General features: G+C 62.9%; 14 protein-coding genes. 6 read left to right on the forward strand and 8 right to left on the reverse strand.

Annotated elements, in window-relative coordinates; genetic code table 11:
- Nucleotides 1-271 precede the first annotated feature (271 nt).
- The 4 genes from NX068_RS10980 to lhpI form a co-directional block, all read right to left on the reverse strand.
- Nucleotides 272-1,612, reverse strand: coding sequence for a Glu/Leu/Phe/Val family dehydrogenase (locus tag NX068_RS10980; protein WP_263461318.1), 1,341 nt, complete (start codon nucleotides 1,610-1,612; stop codon nucleotides 272-274).
- A gap of 55 nt (nucleotides 1,613-1,667) precedes the next feature.
- Nucleotides 1,668-5,393, reverse strand: coding sequence for a trifunctional transcriptional regulator/proline dehydrogenase/L-glutamate gamma-semialdehyde dehydrogenase (putA, locus tag NX068_RS10985; RefSeq protein ID WP_263461319.1), 3,726 nt, complete (start codon nucleotides 5,391-5,393; stop codon nucleotides 1,668-1,670).
- Nucleotides 5,394-5,528: 135 nt separating this feature from the next.
- The gene (gene putP / locus NX068_RS10990; RefSeq protein WP_263461320.1) at nucleotides 5,529-7,031 is read right to left on the reverse strand and encodes a sodium/proline symporter PutP; all 1,503 of its coding nucleotides are present in this window, start codon (nucleotides 7,029-7,031) and stop codon (nucleotides 5,529-5,531) included.
- Between the two features lie 301 nt (nucleotides 7,032-7,332).
- Nucleotides 7,333-8,286, reverse strand: coding sequence for a bifunctional Delta(1)-pyrroline-2-carboxylate/Delta(1)-piperideine-2-carboxylate reductase (gene lhpI, locus NX068_RS10995; protein WP_263461321.1), 954 nt, complete (start codon nucleotides 8,284-8,286; stop codon nucleotides 7,333-7,335).
- A gap of 144 nt (nucleotides 8,287-8,430) precedes the next feature.
- Between lhpI and NX068_RS11000 the strand changes: the two genes are divergently transcribed.
- Nucleotides 8,431-9,030, forward strand: coding sequence for a helix-turn-helix domain-containing protein (locus NX068_RS11000; protein ID WP_263461322.1), 600 nt, complete (start codon nucleotides 8,431-8,433; stop codon nucleotides 9,028-9,030).
- 95 nt (nucleotides 9,031-9,125) lie between these two features.
- Here the strand turns inward: NX068_RS11000 and NX068_RS11005 are convergent, their stop codons facing one another.
- The gene (locus NX068_RS11005) at nucleotides 9,126-9,521 is read right to left on the reverse strand and encodes a DMT family transporter (RefSeq protein WP_327084820.1); all 396 of its coding nucleotides are present in this window, start codon (nucleotides 9,519-9,521) and stop codon (nucleotides 9,126-9,128) included.
- Nucleotides 9,518-10,132, reverse strand: coding sequence for a LysE/ArgO family amino acid transporter (locus NX068_RS11010; RefSeq protein ID WP_263461323.1), 615 nt, complete (start codon nucleotides 10,130-10,132; stop codon nucleotides 9,518-9,520). Before NX068_RS11010 ends, NX068_RS11005 begins: the two co-directional genes overlap by 4 nt.
- A 113-nt stretch (nucleotides 10,133-10,245) precedes the next feature.
- On the opposite strand from NX068_RS11010, the gene NX068_RS11015 reads away from it, so the two are divergent.
- Entirely contained in the window at nucleotides 10,246-11,169 is a 924-nt protein-coding gene (locus NX068_RS11015; RefSeq protein WP_263461324.1) for a LysR family transcriptional regulator ArgP, read from the forward strand.
- A gap of 32 nt (nucleotides 11,170-11,201) precedes the next feature.
- On the opposite strand, the gene NX068_RS11020 is transcribed toward NX068_RS11015, so the two are convergent.
- Together NX068_RS11020 and NX068_RS11025 are read right to left on the reverse strand one after the other, a co-directional pair.
- On the reverse strand, nucleotides 11,202-11,546 hold the full coding sequence (locus tag NX068_RS11020) for an antibiotic biosynthesis monooxygenase family protein (RefSeq protein WP_263461325.1): 345 nt from the start codon (nucleotides 11,544-11,546) through the stop codon (nucleotides 11,202-11,204).
- Between the two features lie 128 nt (nucleotides 11,547-11,674).
- On the reverse strand, nucleotides 11,675-11,908 hold the full coding sequence (locus tag NX068_RS11025; protein WP_263461326.1) for a hypothetical protein: 234 nt from the start codon (nucleotides 11,906-11,908) through the stop codon (nucleotides 11,675-11,677).
- A gap of 748 nt (nucleotides 11,909-12,656) precedes the next feature.
- Here NX068_RS11025 and NX068_RS11030 point away from each other — a divergent pair.
- The 4 genes from NX068_RS11030 to mdcA all read left to right on the forward strand — a co-directional run bounded on the left by NX068_RS11030 (nucleotide 12,657) and on the right by mdcA (nucleotide 17,779).
- Nucleotides 12,657-12,971 carry a DUF485 domain-containing protein gene (locus tag NX068_RS11030; protein ID WP_263461327.1) on the forward strand — a complete coding sequence of 105 codons (315 nt, stop codon included), beginning with the start codon at nucleotides 12,657-12,659 and terminating at the stop codon, nucleotides 12,969-12,971.
- Nucleotides 12,972-13,006: 35 nt separating this feature from the next.
- Nucleotides 13,007-14,905, forward strand: a complete 1,899-nt coding sequence (locus tag NX068_RS11035) for a solute symporter family protein (protein ID WP_263461328.1) — start codon at nucleotides 13,007-13,009, stop codon at nucleotides 14,903-14,905.
- A gap of 32 nt (nucleotides 14,906-14,937) precedes the next feature.
- Entirely contained in the window at nucleotides 14,938-15,984 is a 1,047-nt protein-coding gene (locus tag NX068_RS11040) for a carbon-nitrogen hydrolase family protein (RefSeq protein WP_263461329.1), read from the forward strand.
- Nucleotides 15,985-16,126: 142 nt separating this feature from the next.
- Complete coding sequence (gene mdcA / locus NX068_RS11045) at nucleotides 16,127-17,779, forward strand: malonate decarboxylase subunit alpha (protein WP_263461330.1); 1,653 nt, start codon at nucleotides 16,127-16,129, stop codon at nucleotides 17,777-17,779.
- Nucleotide 17,780: the final 1 nt, after the last annotated feature.

Consider the following 17,780-nt stretch of genomic DNA (forward strand, 5'->3'; position numbering starts at 1 on the left):
CGCCCAGGCGCTCATGAGCGGCCGAACCGGGGATGCGGCTGCTGGCGGTGGTTCCGCCTTACGGGACCGATGCCGTGCGGGGGGAAACATTCCCTTGGGCCGGGATCATGCGGCGTGAGCGCCGGCCGGTTCCGGCGCCGATCGATTTCATGCCGGGCATGAGGTCCGCAGGGGACATCATGCCCGGCTTCCGTTCCACCGCCTCGATCGCGCGGGACGGTGGAAAACCTGCAGCATGCAGCCTGTGTTGCCTACATGCGCAGGGAAGCGATCACGGATACAGCCCGCGCAGTTCGCGCGCTTGCAGGATGCGCGAGCACGCGACGATGAAGGTGGCGGTGCGCAGCGTGACCTTGTGATGCTGGGCCACTTCCCAGACGCCGTGGAAGGCGTCCTGCATGATCTTGACCAAGCGCTGGTTGATCTCCTCCTCGGTCCAGAAGAAGCTGGAGAAATCCTGCACCCACTCGAAGTAGCTCACCGTCACGCCGCCGGCGTTGGCGATCACGTCGGGCAGCACCAGCACGCCGCGGTCGCGCAGGATGTCGTCGGCGGTCGGCGTGGTCGGGCCGTTGGCGCCTTCGATCACCATGCTGGCGCGGATGCGGGGTGCGGTGTCCTTGTTGATCTGGCCTTCGAGCGCGGCCGGAATGAGGATGTCGCAATCGACCGACCAGAACTCGTCGTCGCTCATCGCATCGGCCTCGCCGAAGTCCTTCACGCCGCCGGTCTGCTGTACGTGCGCCAGCAGCGCATCCACGTCCAGGCCGGTGTCGCGGCAGACCGTGCCGGTGTGATCCTGCACCGCGACGACCTTGGCGCCTGCCTCGGCGAACAGCTTGCCGGCCGTGCCGCCGACGTTGCCGAAGCCCTGCACCGCCACGCGTGCGCCTTCGATGGCCAGGCCGGTCAGCTTGGCCGCTTCCACGCCCACCGTGAACACGCCGCGCCCGGTTGCCTCGCGCCGGCCCAGCGAGCCGCCCAGGTCGATCGGTTTGCCGGTGACCACGCCGGTGGCGGTGGCGCCGGTATTCATCGAGTAGGTGTCCATCATCCAGGCCATGACCTTCTCGTTGGTGTTCACGTCCGGCGCCGGGATGTCCTTGGTCGGCCCGATGATCAGGCCGATCTCGCTGGTGTAGCGGCGTGCCACCTTTTCCAGCTCGTTCTGCGAGTACTGGCGCGGGTCGATGCGGATGCCGCCCTTGGCACCGCCGTAGGGGACGTTCACCGCGGCATTCTTGACCGACATCCACGCCGCCAGCGCCATCACTTCGGACAGGGTCACGTCCTGGTGGAAGCGCACGCCGCCCTTGCCGGGGCCGCGCGAGAGGTTGTGCTGGACGCGGTAGCCTTCGAAGTGGGCGATGGTGCCGTTGTCCAGTTCGATCGGAACGTCGACGATCAGCGAGCGCTTGGGCCGCTTCAGCGTCTCCACCCACTTGGCCAGATGGCCGAGATAGGGCGTGACGCGATCGACCTGTTGCAGGTAGATCCCCCATGGGCCGAGATGCTCGGGGTCGAGATACGACGGCAGGGCATGCGTGGCATGTTTCGGCGCGATGCGCTTGCCGGCGTGGGGCGAATGATCGGGTGTGGCTGACTGAGTCATGTCTTGATCCTCCTCCTTTGAATGGGAGACCTCGAGCAGGTCGGGCGCAGCAAAATCACTGCATCGTCATCAACGATGCGTTACCACCGGCTGCAGCGGTGTTGATGCTGGTCACGCGTTCGATGACCAGCCGCTCCAGCGCTATCGTACTGTCGCCGGGCAGGCAGGTGGTGACGCCGATGATCTGCCCCGGGCGCACGGCCAGGTCGGCCAGCACACGGCGCAGTTCCGCCTCGCCGCCATGATGCAGCACGGCATCGAACTCGGCCGCGGCGAACGTAGCCGCCAGCACGACGTGCTGCTGCACGCTGGGCGGCAGGCGGCGATGCAGGGCCGTGGCATTGTCATCGAGCCAGACTGCGCGGCTGCCGACAGCCAGCACCGCGGCCAGTTGCGCCAGCAGCCCGGTCTCGTCGCCGGCCAGGCACAGCACGGCCTCGCGCGGCAGCACGCGGTAGACGTTGCGCTCGCCGGTGGGGCCGGGCAGTTCGTAGTGCGCGCCGCTGAAGAAGGGCATGGGGGCTGCGAAGGGCAGGTTCTGGCTGCGGCACCATGCTGCCAGTTCCTTCAGTGCCGGCGTGTCCGCGGCGGGCTGGATGGTCGAGACCGTGCCGAAAGGAGCGGCCAGGGCCGAATCGGGCCGCGCCGACAGCAGCCGGTAGAGGTAGAGCGGGCCGCCCGCCTTGGGGCCGGTGCCCGACAGGCCTTCGCCGCCGAAAGGCTGGACGCCGACCACGGCGCCGACGATGTTGCGATTGACGTAGAGGTTGCCGACGTGGGCCGTCGCCGTGACCTGGGCGATGGTTTCGTCGATGCGGGTGTGCAGGCCCATGGTCAGGCCGTAGCCCAGGCCGTTGAGCCGGTTCAGCAGCTTCGGCAGGTCTTCGCGGCGGTAGCGCACCACGTGCAGCACCGGCCCGAACACTTCGCGGGTGAGATCGGCCAGGTCGGGCAGTTCGATCAGGGTCGGCGGGATGAAGGTGCCTTCGTCGGCGCTGGCATCGCGCTGGCACAGCTGGTGCACTGCACGTCCCTTGGCCCGCAAACCATCGATGTGGCGCTGGATGCCTTGCTGAGCTTCGGTATCGATGACCGGGCCGATGTCGTTGAACAGTTGTTCGGGGTTGCCCAGGCGCAGTTCGGCCATCGCGCCCTTGAGCATGGTCAGCAGCCGCTCGGCGGCTTCTTCCTGCACGCACAGCACGCGCAGGGCCGAGCAGCGCTGGCCGGCGCTGTCGAAGGCGGAGGAGAGCACATCGACGACGACCTGCTCGGTCAGCGCCGAGGAGTCCACGATCATCGCGTTCTGGCCGCCGGTCTCGGCGATCAGCGGAATCGGCTGGCCGCCGGGCGACAGGCGCTGGGACAGCGTGCGCTGCAGCAGCCGCGCCACTTCGGTCGAGCCGGTGAACATCACGCCCTGCACGCGGGTATCGCCGGTCAGCTGGGCGCCCACTGTCTCGCCGCGGCCGGGCAGCAATTGCAGCGCGGCGCGCGGAATGCCGGCCTCGTGCAGCAACTGCACCGCACGCGCAGCCACCAGCGGCGTCTGCTCGGCCGGCTTGGCCAGCACGGTGTTGCCTGCGGCGAGCGCAGCGGCGACCTGGCCGGTGAAGATCGCCAGCGGGAAGTTCCACGGGCTGATGCACACCACCGGGCCGAGCGGGCGGTGCGTCGTGTTGTCGAACTGGGCCTGCACCTGGGCCGAATAGTAGCGCAGGAAGTCCACCGCCTCGCGGACTTCGGCAATCGCGTTGGCGTAGGTCTTGCCTGCTTCGCGCACCAGCACGCCCATCAGCGGCTGCAACTGCGCTTCCATCAGGTCGGCGGCGCGCTGCAGCGCGGCGGCGCGTTCGACTGCGGGCACCTGGGCCCAGCGCGGCGCTTCTTCGAGTGCGCCCTGCAAGGCGGCTTCGACTTCCGCGGAAGCGGCTTCGCGCACCGTGCCGACCTGGTCGGCATGGCAGGAGGGGTTGATCACGGGTTCGACCGGAGCGTCCCCGGAGGCGGCTGCGTCGGCTGCAATCAGTGGTTCGGCGCGCAGGCTGCCGGCAGCCGTGGTCTGCAGGGTCTGGGCCAGTTTCAGCAGCACCTGATCGTTGGCGAGATCCAGGCCGGCGGAGTTGGCACGCGCGGCGCCGTAGAGCTTGCGCGGCGCTGCGATGCCCGGATGCGGCAGGCCCGGCGTACCTTCCTGTGTGGCCATCGCCTCGACCTGCTCGATCGGGTTCTTCACCAGGTCTTCCAGCGGGATGCCGTCGTCGGAAATCTGGTTGACGAAGGAGGTGTTGGCGCCGTTCTCCAGCAGGCGGCGCACCAGGTAGGCCAGCAGCGTTTCGTGCGTGCCGACCGGCGCATAGATGCGGCACGGCCGGCCGAGCTTGCCTTCGGCTACCGGGCCGACGACCTGCTCGTAAAGGGGTTCGCCCATGCCGTGCAGGCACTGGAATTCGTACTGGCCCGGCAGGTAGGTGGTCGGTTCGGCCAGTTCATAAACGGCAGCCAGCGTCTGTGCGTTGTGGGTGGCGAACTGGGGATAGATCGCATCGGGCGCAGCCAGCAGCTTGCGCGCGCAGGCGATGTAGGACACGTCGGTGTAGGGCTTGCGGGTATAGACCGGGTAGTCCTCCATGCCCGCTTCCTGGGCGCGCTTGATCTCGCTGTCCCAGTAGGCGCCCTTGACCAGGCGGATCATCAGCCGGTGGCCGGTGCGGCGGGCGAGCTCGATCAGCCAGTCGATGACGTAGGGGCAGCGCTTCTGGTAGGCCTGGATGACGAAGCCGATGCCTTTCCAGCCTTGCAGGCCGGGTTCGTGGCAGAGCTTTTCGAGCAGGTCGAGCGACAGCTCCAGGCGGTCGGTTTCCTCGGCGTCGATGTTCAGGCCGATGTCGTACTGCCGCGCCAGCAGCGCCAGCTTCAGCACCACCGGGTACAGCTCGGCCATCACCCGCTCCACCTGCGCGCGGGCGTAGCGGGGATGCAGCGCCGACAGCTTGATCGAGATGCCCGGGCCCTCGTAGACGCCGCGGCCGTTCGAGGCCTTGCCGATGGCGTGGATGGCCTGCTCGTAGTCGTTCAGGTAGCGCTTGGCGTCTTCTGCCGTCAGTGCGGCTTCGCCGAGCATGTCGTAGGAATAGCGGAAGCCCTTGGCTTCGAGTGCCTGGGCATGGGCCAGCGCTTCGGCCATGGTCTCGCCGGTGACGAACTGCTCGCCCATCATCCGCATCGCCATGTCCACGCCCTTGCGGATCAGCGGCTCGCCGCCACGCGCGATCAGCCGGCCGAGCGCGTTGGACATGCCGCTCTCGCTGTGCGTGGCGACCAGCTTGCCGGTCAGCATCAGCCCCCAGGCGGCGGCATTGACGAACATCGACGGGCTCTGGCCGACGTGGCCCTTCCAGTTGCCATGGCTGATCTTGTCGCGGATCAGCGCATCGCGGGTGCCGACGTCGGGGATGCGCAGCAGCGCTTCGGCCAGGCACATCAGCGCGATGCCTTCCTGCGAGGACAGCGAGAATTCCTGCAGCAGCCCCTGCACCAGGCCGGACTTGCCGCCGCTGGCCTTGCGGCTGCGCAGCGCGCCGGCGATGCGCAGCGCCAGATCGTGGCTGCGCTTGGCCAGTGCCGGCGGCAGGCGGGCCTGCTCCAGCAACCACGGCACCGTGCTCGTCTCGGGCGTGCGCCAGGCCGCGGTGATGGCGGCACGCAGCGGCGAGGCCTCGGGATGCGGAGTGATGGCGGTAAATGGCGCTGCGCTGGCGGAGGAAGGATTGGCTTGCATGGAAAACCTCGAATCAAGGCGAAGTGATGTTCAATGGACTCAGGCAATCGGCTGGTTCGGGAAGTGTGCTCCGGATGGGCCGCTTCCGTCGCCGCGATGTGGCGCCCTCGGCATGCCGAGGGCGCCGGTGTGCTGTCAGGCTTGGCTGCAGGCGGGAGCCGCGACCGCCTGGCAGCTTCGGGTGAATTCACGCTCGATCTCCTCGTTGCGCTTGTAGGTGGCGAGGCTGACGAGCGCCGTCACCACCATGCTGGTGATGAAGGCCGGCAGTAGTTCGTAGAGGCCGGTGTCCAGCGATTTCCACACGAACACCATGATCGACCCGGACACCATGCCGGCGATGGCGCCGATGTTGGTGAGCTTGCGCCAGTACAGGCTCAGCAGCACCAGCGGACCGAAGGCCGCGCCGAAACCGGCCCAGGCGAAGCCCACCAGGCCGAGGATGTTGTCGCTGGGGTTGACCGCCAGCACCGCGGCGATGATCGACACTGCCAGCACGCCGGCACGGCCGAGCACGATCAGGGTCTGCTGGCTGGGCGCGGGCTTCTTGACGGCGCGGTAGATGTCCTCGACCAGCGCCGACGAGCAGACGATGAGCTGGCTCGACAGCGTGCTCATGATCGCCGCCAGCACCGCGGCAAGCACGAAGCCCGCGACCAGCGGATGCAGCAGCACCTGCGACAGCAGCAGCACCACGGTTTCGGCATCGGCCGGCGCATTGCCGAACTTGCTGAAGTAGGCGATGCCGATCAGGCCGCTGCAGACCGCGCCGCCGAGCGACAGGAACTGCCAGCTGGTGCCGATGATTCGCGCGCTGCGGGCTTCCTGCGGCGTGCGCAGCGCCATGAAGCGCACGATGATGTGCGGCTGGCCGAAATAGCCCAGCCCCCAGGCCAGGCCGGAGATGATGATCAGCGCGGCTGCGCCGGCGGTATGCTGGCCCGCGCCGATCAGCGACAGATTGCCGGCGCCGACGGTCGTCACCAGGTCGGCGGTTTCGCCCATGCCGCCGACGGCCATGATCGCCACCGCCGGTACCACGATCAGCGCCACCACCATCATCAGGCCCTGCACCACGTCGGTCATCGACGCACCGAGGAAGCCGCCGAACAGGGTGTAGGTGAGCGTCACTGCCGTCACCAGGATCATGCCGGTCAGGTAGCTGCCGCCAAAGGCGCTCTCGAAGAACTTGCCGCCGGCGACCATGCCCGACGAGGCATACAGCGTGAAGAACACCAGGATGATGATGCTGGCGATGCTGCGCAGCAGGCGCGAGTTGTCACGCAGGCGGTTCTCGAAGAAGCTGGGCAGCGTGATCGAGTTCCGCGAGATCTCGGTGTAGGCGCGCAGCCGGGGGGCGACCAGGCGCCAGTTCAGGTAGGCGCCGATGAACAGGCCGACTGCGATCCAGCCTTCGATCAGGCCGGTGGTGTAGATCGCGCCGGGCAGACCCATGATGAGCCAGCCCGACATGTCCGAAGCGCCCGCGCTGAGCGCCGCCACCCAGGGCGGCAGGCCGCGCCCGGCCAGCATGTAGCTCTCGTGATCGCTGGTCTTGAGATAGGCCAGGTAGCCGATCAGCAGCATTGCGCCGAAGTACACCGCGAGTGCGGTGTATGTGTAGAGATTGCCGGACATCGTCATCGTCCTCCTGGAGTGTCGAGGCTGGAGTGGGGGCTTTGGAAGCGCTGCACGTCGGTCCGTACGAATGTCCGGCCGACGGGGGCCTTGTCTGTCCGAACCGGCTGGAGCGCTTGCGCAGAAAGCGGTGCGGTTCAGACAGAAGGGGTGTGGAAGCAAGAGTCACGCCATGACGTTTGCGCACTGTGATGCACCATAGATATGGTTTTTGGCCGCATATGCCCCGTCGATCCAAGTCTGCGCCTCCGCGCGGGGCTCGTAAAGCATTCGGCATGCAAGGGCCTTTGGTACGAGGGAATCATGCGGACGCCGCAATGCGATGGCTGTCGAAAGCCAGCGAGGCGGCGGCGATGTCTTCCAGCGCCGTGCCGACCGCCTTGTAGACCGTGATCTCGGTTGCGCTGGTCCTGCCCGGATGCTGGCCGCGGCACAGGTCCTGAAGGGTGGCGGCGATGCGGTTGGTGGCGAAGCCGCCTTTCTTGATGGCTTCGAGGATGTCGCCGGACTTCATCGGCGCTTCCTCGGTATCGACGAAGACCGTGCCGATGCGGAAGCACTCGGCGTCGCTTTCGCGCATGGCCGGCGTGAAGCTGCCGATCAGGTCGAGGTGCGTACCGGGCCGCAGCCATTGGCCCCGGATCAGCGGTTCGGTGGCCAGCGTCGCGCAACTGATGATGTCGGCCTGGCGCGCGGCCTGTTCCAGATCGTCGGCGCGATGGGCGTCGAAGCCTGCTTCGCGCAGGGACTGCACCAGTTTTGTGCTGTTTGCGGGGTGGATGTCCCAGACATGCACCGTCTCGATCGGCCGTACCGCGCGGTAGGCCTGCGCCAGCAGGCTGGCGACGCGGCCGGCGCCGACGACCAGCAAGCTGCCGGACTCGGGCCGGCTGAGCCAGCGCGCGGCCAGCGCCGATGCCGCGGCGGTGCGGCGTGAGGTGATGACGTCGCCGTCCAGCAGGGCCAGCGGCTTGCCGGTGGTGGCGTCGTAGAGGATGAAGACCGAATGCAGGCCGGGCAGGCCCAGTTCCTGGTTGCCGGGGAAGATCGACACCGTCTTGACGCCCAGCCGTTTGCCGGGCTGCCAGGCAGGCATCAACAGCAGCGTGCCGGCCTGCTCTCCTGCGGTGTTCTCGATCGCGTGGTTGTGACGCAGCGGAACCCTGCAGCCTTCCACGAACATCTGTTCCAGGGCGGGAATGAGCCGATCGAAAGGAAGGTGCTCATTGGTCTGGGCTTGATTCAGGATATCCATGTACCCTTCAGGGGCGCTTTGGCGCATCGGTAAAATAATTCGTTTTTTGAAAGAATTTTCTTATACGAGAATTTATTGGTGTTTCTGCGAATCTCACATTAGGGATAACCCTAGGTTTCGCCAGAAAACCGTGCAGGCAGATCAATGAACGAGAAGACAAGGGCGATTCCTCCCGCCACCGAAGTCAACGTGTTGGGCAACAAGCTGCGAGCTCTGCGCAGCACAGCGAGGCTGACGCTGCAGCAGCTCAGCAAGCGCACCGGGATTTCGGTTTCGACCCTGTCGAAGATCGAGAACGGCCAGTTGTCGCCCACCTACGAGAAGATTGCCGCGCTGGCCTCGGGCCTGGACGTGGAAGTCGGCGAGCTGTTTCGGGGGCCTGAACGGCCGGCGGTGCATGCGCGGCGCAGCGTCACCTATCGTGACCAGGGGGTGTTCCACCGAACCCGGCAGTACATTTACGAGGTACTGCACAGCGATCTCGTGGACAAGCGCTTCATCCCGCTGGTCACCACCATCAAGGCCCACGAAACCTCCGACTTTTCGGAGCTTCTGCGCCATGACGGCGAGGAGTTCATCTACGTGCTGGGCGGCACGGTCGTGGTGCATACCGACTGTTATGCGCCGCTGCAGTTGTCGGCAGGCGATTCCTGCTATTTCGACAGCACCATGGGCCATGTCTGCGTGTCCGGCGGCCCGGACGATGCCAAGGTGTTGTGGGTGTGTTCACATATCGAGCTCTGATGGACAGGTTCGTGTTCTTGCTGCTCATCCTCGCAGCAATGACTCCATCTCAGTTTGCCAAGGCCGAAGTGACAATGTTGCTTCTTGGCCTTGGTTCAGGACGATAGCTTCATCAGCACCAAGCCACCGACGATCAATACGGCGGCAAGCAGGCGCATCGGACTGGCGATCTCGCCCAGGACGAGAATACCGACGGCGAAGGCGCCGACGGCGCCGATTCCTGTCCAGATCGTGTAGGCGGTGCCGAGGGGGAGGGACTTCATCGAAACCGCCAGCAGGCCGAAGCTTGCAGTCATGGCCACGATGGTGGCGGCGGAATATCCAAGCCGGGTGAAGCCGTCCGACTGCTTCATCGTGAAAGCCCAGACGATTTCAAGCAGGCCTGCAAAAAACAACGAAATCCAAGCCATATGGCCCCCTGTGTCGAAGAGCCGGGTCGTCCCGGACGATGGATTGGCCCGAAGGCTGAGGTCGTCCTCGATGAGATTCACTTCACGCCGGACAGCAGCAACACGCACAGCGCCAGCATGACGACGGCAATGCCGCCGTCAAGTACGCGCCAGGCCCGGGGATTGCGAAAGACGGGCTGCAGCAGGCGGGCACCGAAACCCAGGGTCGCAAACCATGCCACGCTGGCGGCACAGGCACCCAGGCCGAAAGCCCACTGCGCAATGCCCGGATAGCCTGTGGATACGCTGCCGACCAGCACCATCGTGTCGAGATACACGTGCGGATTGAGGAAGGTGAACGCCAGCGCGGCCAGCAAGACACGACGCCTGCTGTTGCCGTCTGCCGGGTCCGGCAAGAGGGAACTGGTGCCGAGCCACGCCCGCCGCGCTGCCATCAGGCCATACCAGCCGATGAAGGCCGCGGCAGCGAAGCGCAGCGCCTGCAGGAGTTCCGGCCATGTGTGCACCAGGGCGCCAACGCCGGCGACGCCGCACAGGATCAGGACGATGTCGCTGAGCGCGCAGACGGCGACCACCAGGCCAACGTGCCTGCGCTGCAGCCCTTGACGCAGAACGAAGGCGTTCTGTGCGCCGATGACGATCAGGAGGCCCGCGCCGGTCAGGAATCCGGCAAGGGATGCGGCAAGAAGCATTCGACGATCCAGCGGTGCAGTAGAGGGAGGCGGCCATGTTGCTGCGATCGATTGGTTTAGTAAAATGATTTATTCTTCGCAAGATAAAGAATTTCTAATCTCAGAGAGCCTCCATGGATTTGCTCCACCCTCAATTGGCCGCGTTTGCCGCAGTGCTGGAAGAGGGCAGTTTCGAGGCGGCTGCGCGCCGGCTTTGCGTCACCTCGTCCGCCGTGTCCCAGCGCATCAAGGCGCTGGAAGACAGGCTGGGGCAGGTGCTGGTCGTGCGCCAGCCGCCGTGCCGGCCGACGCCGGCGGGAGCCTTGCTGCTGCGCCGCGTGCGGCCGATGCAGATGCTGGAAGCGGAGGCCTTGGCGGACTTTCTGCCGGAAGCAGAGCAGGGCACGGCAGCACGCTCCATCGCCATCGCGGTCAACAGCGACTCGCTCGCGACCTGGTTCCTGGATGCCTTGTCCTTGCTGAACCGGCAGCATGGTTATCTGTTCGACGTGCGGGTGGATGATCAGGATCACACCCTGAAGCTGTTGCGCGATGGCTCGGTGCTGGGTGCCGTGACGGGTGAAGCGGCGGCGGTGCAGGGCTGCGAGGTGCTGGCGCTTGGCGCGATGCGCTACCACGCCATCGCAGCGCCGGAGTTCGCGGCACGCCATTTTCCGGATGGCGTGAATGCCGCGTCACTGGCACAGGCGCCGATGATCGTCTTCGACCGCAAGGACGAACTGCAGTGGCGTTTCGTGCGCCGGATCACCCGCGCCCGCTTGTCGCCGCCGATACACTACCTGCCGACGCCGACGGGTTTCGTCGATGCCGCTGCGCTCGGCTTGGGATGGTGCCTGGCACCCGAGTCCTTGGTACGGCCGGCGCTGGAGGAAGGCCGGGTGAGCCTCATCGCCGCAGACCGCTGGCTCGATGTGCATCTGTACTGGCAGCATGCCGCGGTCCGTTCCGACACCCTGCAGAACATCGGCACGGTACTGCGCAGGGTCGCAGCGACTGCCCTGCACGGCGCGTCCAGGGGGACGCCCGGTGGACAGTGAGCACAGGGACCGCGGATGGCAAGAGGCGGGCCTCAGGGCCGTGATGCCTGGCGAGCGCCGAGCGGGTGCTGGATACCGCCGTCGCCGTAGGTATGCATCACCTGGGCAATGACCACCTGATAGCCGTCGAGCCAACGCACCTGCTGCCGTTTCGCTTCCTGATGAACCGGATGGTCGATCAGGGCGCGCAGCGCCTCCATGCTTTCCCAGTAATACACATTGGAGATCAGGCCGGTGGCCGGATTCTCCCAGGCTTCCTCGCCGATGTAGCCGGGGATGGACCTGGCGGCCTCGGCGATGGCCTGGTCCAGGGTGTGGAATTCGTCATCGAATTCGCGCTTGGCGAAGGTGAAGGTCGAACTGTAGAGGGTTTGCATGAGTTCTGTTTTCGGTCAAGAGATATGTGAATAGGCCGATTTCCGCGAGCGGCCATAGGCCGCCGTCCAGGCAACGTGCGCAATGCAGTGGTGCGCATCGATGGGGACGGTGCGCACGCCACGCAGGGTTATGTCCTTCGTACCGATCCGGCGGTAGCGCTCGAAACCCCGACGCATTCCTGCAGTTGCTCGCCGTTCTGGCCGGCGACGACGCCTGCCGGTGAGGCTGCGACGAAGGCAGCGGCATAGGATGACGCGACTTGTTCCATGTCGGCTTCTCCCTTGAACCCCTGGCGAAAGAAGTGCTGGTAATGCTCGAAGAATTCGTGGATCCGCTTTTCCATTGCCTGCCCCGTCGTCATCGTTGCCTGCGCTCGATATGGTAGAGCGTTGTCAGCGTTCCGTGCTGCGTGTGGTCATGACTGGTCTGGAAGGCTGCCGGCGATTCCAGGATCGAGCTCCTGATCCGACTGCTGGCCAGCATTTTCGGCATCTTGACCAATAGTGGCAACGCTCCTAACAGCCTGTTCATGCTCTTGCAACTTGCGCTGGCGCTGCTCTCGCCTTGCTTCTGCTGAATGCGGCCTGGATCAGGCCTGCTCAGTAGTGGGCCTGTCAACAGAAAGGCGAGCGGCAAAATCATCCGCTTTGACGATAAATTGAAATTCTTGTCAGCCTCTTCGTCGCTAGTGAGAGTGAGGAGGAAATACTGTTGCCCATCTGGTGCATCGTTTCTGAAGATGTTGATGCTTCGTACCGTTCATGCCATGGACGAAGCTCCATCTTTGCATGGTTTGCATGAATGCACTGCAAAAGTGCAATTTTTCGATCCGGCTCGTTCGAAAGAATAGAATTGGTGCGTGATGCAGGGTTTTCGTTAATTTGATAATTTTTATATATAAAACATGATCTTATGAGATTGTGTCATGCACTCTCGTGGTGCTTTGCGATGAGGGTTTGCACCAGGTCGGCGCATCTTTCGGGAATGCTTTTTTGCATATCAAGATTGCCAATTCTTGTCTTCTCGAACATTCCTCACATTGTTAGTCTGCGATTGGGAGATCGCTGTTTATACAAAAATTCATTTAATTTATTCTCATGGAGGTTTCCATGGAAGCTAAGGCCGGATCTTTCGATGAGTTCATGTCGGATCCAAGATTCAGAGCTCTGGTTAGAAAGAAGAGGAGTGTGAGTCTCGTGCTCTTCGGAATATCAATGGTTCTGTTCTTCTCCATTCCAGTGATATCAAGTTATTTCCCTGATCTCTTCAAGATGCGTGTTTTCGGAGAGGTTAACGCGGGCCTGGCCTACTTAATTTTCCAGTACATCGCGGGCGGGTTTATAGCCTGGAGGTATGCAGTGATGTTCGGCAAGGTAGATAAGGAAACGGCGGCACTGGTTTCCGAGTTCATTCGCAAGATTTGATATGTCAGCGCATTGGCCCGAGTCTGGAGATGGAAATGAAACGAATCATCAGGTGTAAACCAGCGTCCCTCCTGCCGGCGGCACCGGCGCTCTTGCTGTCAAGTGGGAACGCCCATGCCCAGGCTGCGACGCTGGTGTCGGAGAACAACCAGTTGATGACTGTCGTCGTCTTTCTGGCGCTGTTCGTTCTTACGCTCGTCATCACATTCTTGGCTGGCCGAAAGAACAAGACGGTTGGTGACTTCTACACGGCAGGTGGAGGGATTTCTCCGCGTACAAATGGGATTGCAATTGCAGGGGACTACCTCTCTGCGGCTGCCTTCCTGGGGGTTTCCGGCCTGATTGCACTTTATGGGTTGGATGGCATCACGTATGTGGTGGGCTTCTTCGTTTCCTTCATCCCCGTGTTGCTGTTGGTTGCAGAGCCGTGCAGAAACCTTGGGAGATATACGCTGGGTGACGTACTGGCGTATCGAAACAGCTTCCGTGCGACGAAAACCGTCGTTGCGGCCTCCAGTATTCTGGTCGCGTTGTTCTACATGGTTCCGCAGATAGTCGGTGGTGCGGTGATCATTCGGGCGTTGGTGGGGATACCGTACGAAATCTCTGTCATTGCGGTCGGTAGCTCGATGCTGGTGTATGTGATGTTCGGCGGGATGCGGGCAACAACTGCGGTACAGGTGCTCAAGGCATGTTTGCTGATTTCGTTCTGCTTCGTGCTGGTAGTGCTTTCCTGGATGCCTTACGGCTTCGATATCGGTGATTTCTTCCGTTCGGTGGTTGGCAACGAGGGGATTCAGACCCACGTTCTGGCGACCTTGCTGGGTGGGCAATCGTCCATGTCGCTCGCCGAGGCTGGGCAGCGTTTCATGGACCCGGGGCTTTACCTGAAGAACCCTGTGGAACAGGCGTCGTTGGGACTTGCGCTGGTTCTCGGGACTGCTGCCATGCCCCATATCCTGATGCGATTCTTTACCGTGGCGGATGCTCAGGGAGCGCGTACATCAGCACTCTACGCAATGGCTGCAATCGGTTTCTGCCACATCCTGATCATCGTGATCGGTTTCTCGGCCGCTCTCAATGTCGGTCCGAAGGAAATCATCGCCATGGACAAGGGCGGTAATCTCGCCGCGCCAATGCTTGCGCAGTTTCTCGGCGGTGGCCCGGATAGCATGCTTGGCAATTTCATGCTGGCGTTGGTTGCGTCGGTGTCCTTTGCGACGATCGTGGCTGTCGTTGCCGGGCTGACACTGGCAGCGGCTTCAGCACTGGCGCACGACGTCTATGTGGGTGCGATCAAGAACGGCAAGGCCACGGAGCAACAGCAGGCCAAGGCCGCCCGGATCGCAACGATTGCGATGGCGGTGATCTCGATTGGAGCGGGGATTGCGGCAAAGGGCCAGAACGTCGCGCACCTCGTCGGGCTGGGTTATGCGGTGGCTGCCTCCGCCAATCTTCCGGCCCTGGTTCTGACTCTGTACTGGAGGCGCTGCAGCACGGCCGGCGTGGTTGCCGGTGTCGTCGGCGGCACCTTGCTCAGTATCGGGCTCGTGCTGGTATCTCCGAACATGACTTATCCGATGCAGGTCAAGAAGGCTGCGATCGCGGCGGTGGCGGATATCGAGCCAAGGATCCTGAAGATGGAGCAGGAGAGTCTGGGCGCCGGTGCGCCGCAACTCGGCAAATTGAAGGCCGACCTGGCAGCGGCAAAGGCCGTCATTTCCTCAGTTCCTGATGGCGCGACCAGCATGGTTGGCCTGAGCGCGCCGCTGATTTCCCTGCGCAACCCCGGCTTGATTTCGATTCCGGTTGGTTTTGCCCTGGTCATCATCTTCTCTCTGCTGATGCCGAGCACTTATTCATCTTCGCGCTGGGCCGAACTGGCTGTCCGTCGCGAGACAGGGTACGGGGTGGCGAAAGCTGTCGCCCACTGATGAAGAAACCGAAACTAATAAAGGAGTAACAAATGAATCTGCCTACCGTAAAAGTTGCCGCCGCCCATGTCGCACCGGTTTATATGGACAAGGCTGCCAGCGTTAAAAAGGCTGTTTCGATCATCGGCGAAGCGGCACGCAATGGCGCGGAGCTGATCGTTTTTCCCGAGTCATTCATTCCCGGCTTCCCGGTCTGGGCTGCGCTGTGGGCGCCGATCTACAACCATGAGTGGTTCAAGCGAATGACTGCGAACAGCATCCTGGTCGACGGTCCGGAGATGGAGGAGATCACCAATGCTGCTCGCCAGCATGGAGTATTCGTTTCGCTCGGGTTCAGCGAATCGACTCGTGTGAGCTTGGGTTGCATATGGAATTCGAACGTGCTGATTGGCGATGATGGAGCAATCCTCAATCACCACCGTAAGCTCGTGCCGACTTTCTATGAAAAGATGGTCTGGGCAGCGGGGGACGGCCACGGGCTGCGTGTTTCTGATACGCGGATCGGCAAGATCGGTGCCCTGATCTGCGGTGAGAACACCAATCCGCTGGCGCGTTATGCGCTGGCGGCCCAAGGGGAGCAGATCCATATTTCGGCGTGGCCCGCGATCTGGCCGACCCGAAAGCCGGGTAATCAGAACTTCGACAACCTGGCAGCGAACCGTATCCGTGCCGGTGGCGCGTCGTTCGAAGCAAAGGCATTCGGTGTCCTTAATGCTGGTTTCATGGACGACACAATGCTGAACATGTTGCTTGATGGAGCGGGTAGCGACGCCGCCGATGTGCTGCAGAGATCGCCGCGTGCCGCGACACAGTTTCTGGATCCGACGGGGGCGACTATCGGCGATACGTTGCAGAACGAAGAAGGCATCGCCTATGCGACTTTCGACCTCAATGCCTGCATCGAGCCGAAGCAGTTCCACGACATCGTCGGCTATTACAACCGCTTCGATGTGTTTGACCTGGAGATTGACCGCCGGCGGTTGGTGCCGGCGCGCTTCAAGGATGATCGCGATGCAGAGCCGGTTTTGCGCCGGAGCATCCATGGGCAGGAAGAGGGGGATGTCGGCTGCGGACAATAAGGCGCAGCGCTGAACACACAGCAGAACTAGTCAGGTTTGCGGCCCCGGAGCGTCGCTGGGTGGACGTTCCCGGCTGGCCGGTACCTGGTGTCAGGAGCAACTCAGTTGCTCCTTATCCAGATGGGACAATCCCGATAACGCCATGAATTCATCAGAAGCCAGATCGTGGGACAGCCAGCGTGAGAATCGCGCCTGCCGCCTGGAGCGGGCAGCCAGAGCCGGGTTTGGTAGAGAGGTTCCCGACGATCAGATCATCGAATTGTTCGAAGCGGTGATGCAGCCAGGAGACAGGATATGCATCGAGGGCAACAATCAGAAGCAGGCGGATTTCCTTGCCGAATCGCTGGCGGCTTGTGATCCGGCAAAATTATACGATCTCTCCCTGGTCCAGTCCGTTCTTGCCTTGCCGAGCCATCTGGACCTTTTCGAGCGTGGCTTGGCAAGCCGGCTCGACTTTTCTTTTAGCGGACCGCAGGGTGCTCGGTTGGCGAGGTTGGTAAATGAGAAGAGTATCAAGATCGGTGCCATTCATACTTATCTTGAGCTGTATGGACGCTATTTCCTCGATCTGACCCCGAATGTGTCGCTGATTGCGGCACAGGCGGTAGATGCCCAGGGGAACCTGTATCTCGGGCCGAACGCCGAGGAGACGCCAACCATCGTCGAGGCTACGGCCTTCCGAGGCGGGGTGGTGATTGCTCAGGTCAATGAGCGCAGGGGGACGATTCCCCGCGTCGATATCCCTGCCGATTGGGTTGACTTCACCGTGCGTGCGCCAAGGCCGAATTTCATCGAGCCGCTTTTCACTCGAGATCCGGCCCAGATCACCGAAGTACAGGTACTGATGGCGATGATGGCGATCAAGGGGATCTACGCCGAATACGGTGTGACACGCCTGAACCACGGCATCGGTTTCGACACTGCGGCAATCGAGCTGTTGTTGCCCACTTATGCGGTCGAACTTGGCCTGAAGGGCAAGATCTGCACGCATTGGGCGCTGAACCCTCATCCCACGCTGATTCCTGCCATCGAATCGGGTTTCGTCCAGTCTATCCACAGTTTTGGTTCGGAAGTGGGTATGGAAGCTTATGTCGCTGCTCGCTCCGATGTGTTTTTCACGGGTTCGGACGGCAGCATGCGCTCGAACCGGGCCTTCTGCCAGACGGCGGGCCTGTACGCCTGCGACATGTTCATCGGCTCGACGCTGCAGATGGATCTCGCTGGCAACAGCTCGACTGCGACCCTGGGGCGCATCACTGGTTTTGGTGGTGCGCCGAACATGGGTTCCGATCCACATGGGAGGCGTCATGCGAGTCCGGCCTGGCTCAAGGCGGGACGCGAGGCAGGCGGCGCAAATGCAACCAGGGGGCGGAAGCTGGTGGTGCAGACGGTCGAGACTTTCCGCGAGCACATGGCGCCGGTATTCGTAGAAGAGCTGGATGCCTGGAAACTTCAGCGAGTGATGGGGGCGGAACTGCCGCCGATCATGATCCATGGCGATGACGTCAGTCACGTCGTCACCGAAGAGGGCATAGCGAATCTGTTGCTTTGCCGCACGGCGGAAGAGCGTGAACAGGCGATCCGAGGTGTGGCCGGGTTTACGCCGGTCGGAATGGCACGAGACAAGGCTGCTGTCGAAAACCTGCGGGACAGGGGGATCATCAGGCGAGCAGAAGATCTCGGCATCGACCCGCGTGATGCCACGCGTGACCTGCTGGCCGCGAGATCGGTCAAGGATCTGGTCAGGTGGTCCGGTGGGCTTTATTCCCCTCCCTCGCGTTTCAGGAACTGGTGAT

The organism is Thauera carbonicopians (genome assembly GCF_025699485.1).
Lineage (GTDB): Bacteria > Pseudomonadota > Gammaproteobacteria > Burkholderiales > Rhodocyclaceae > Thauera.

Coding starts and splice junctions, on each gene's coding strand:
- NX068_RS10980 (WP_263461318.1), bottom strand. CDS start 1,612: ATGACTCAGTCAGCCACACCCGATCATTCGCCCCACGCCGGCAAGCGC.
- putA (WP_263461319.1), bottom strand. CDS start 5,393: ATGCAAGCCAATCCTTCCTCCGCCAGCGCAGCGCCATTTACCGCCATC.
- putP (WP_263461320.1), bottom strand. CDS start 7,031: ATGTCCGGCAATCTCTACACATACACCGCACTCGCGGTGTACTTCGGC.
- lhpI (WP_263461321.1), bottom strand. CDS start 8,286: ATGGATATCCTGAATCAAGCCCAGACCAATGAGCACCTTCCTTTCGAT.
- NX068_RS11000 (WP_263461322.1), top strand. CDS start 8,431: ATGAACGAGAAGACAAGGGCGATTCCTCCCGCCACCGAAGTCAACGTG.
- NX068_RS11010 (WP_263461323.1), bottom strand. CDS start 10,132: ATGCTTCTTGCCGCATCCCTTGCCGGATTCCTGACCGGCGCGGGCCTC.
- NX068_RS11015 (WP_263461324.1), top strand. CDS start 10,246: ATGGATTTGCTCCACCCTCAATTGGCCGCGTTTGCCGCAGTGCTGGAA.
- NX068_RS11020 (WP_263461325.1), bottom strand. CDS start 11,546: ATGCAAACCCTCTACAGTTCGACCTTCACCTTCGCCAAGCGCGAATTC.
- NX068_RS11025 (WP_263461326.1), bottom strand. CDS start 11,908: ATGACGACGGGGCAGGCAATGGAAAAGCGGATCCACGAATTCTTCGAG.
- NX068_RS11030 (WP_263461327.1), top strand. CDS start 12,657: ATGGAAGCTAAGGCCGGATCTTTCGATGAGTTCATGTCGGATCCAAGA.
- NX068_RS11035 (WP_263461328.1), top strand. CDS start 13,007: ATGAAACGAATCATCAGGTGTAAACCAGCGTCCCTCCTGCCGGCGGCA.
- NX068_RS11040 (WP_263461329.1), top strand. CDS start 14,938: ATGAATCTGCCTACCGTAAAAGTTGCCGCCGCCCATGTCGCACCGGTT.
- mdcA (WP_263461330.1), top strand. CDS start 16,127: ATGAATTCATCAGAAGCCAGATCGTGGGACAGCCAGCGTGAGAATCGC.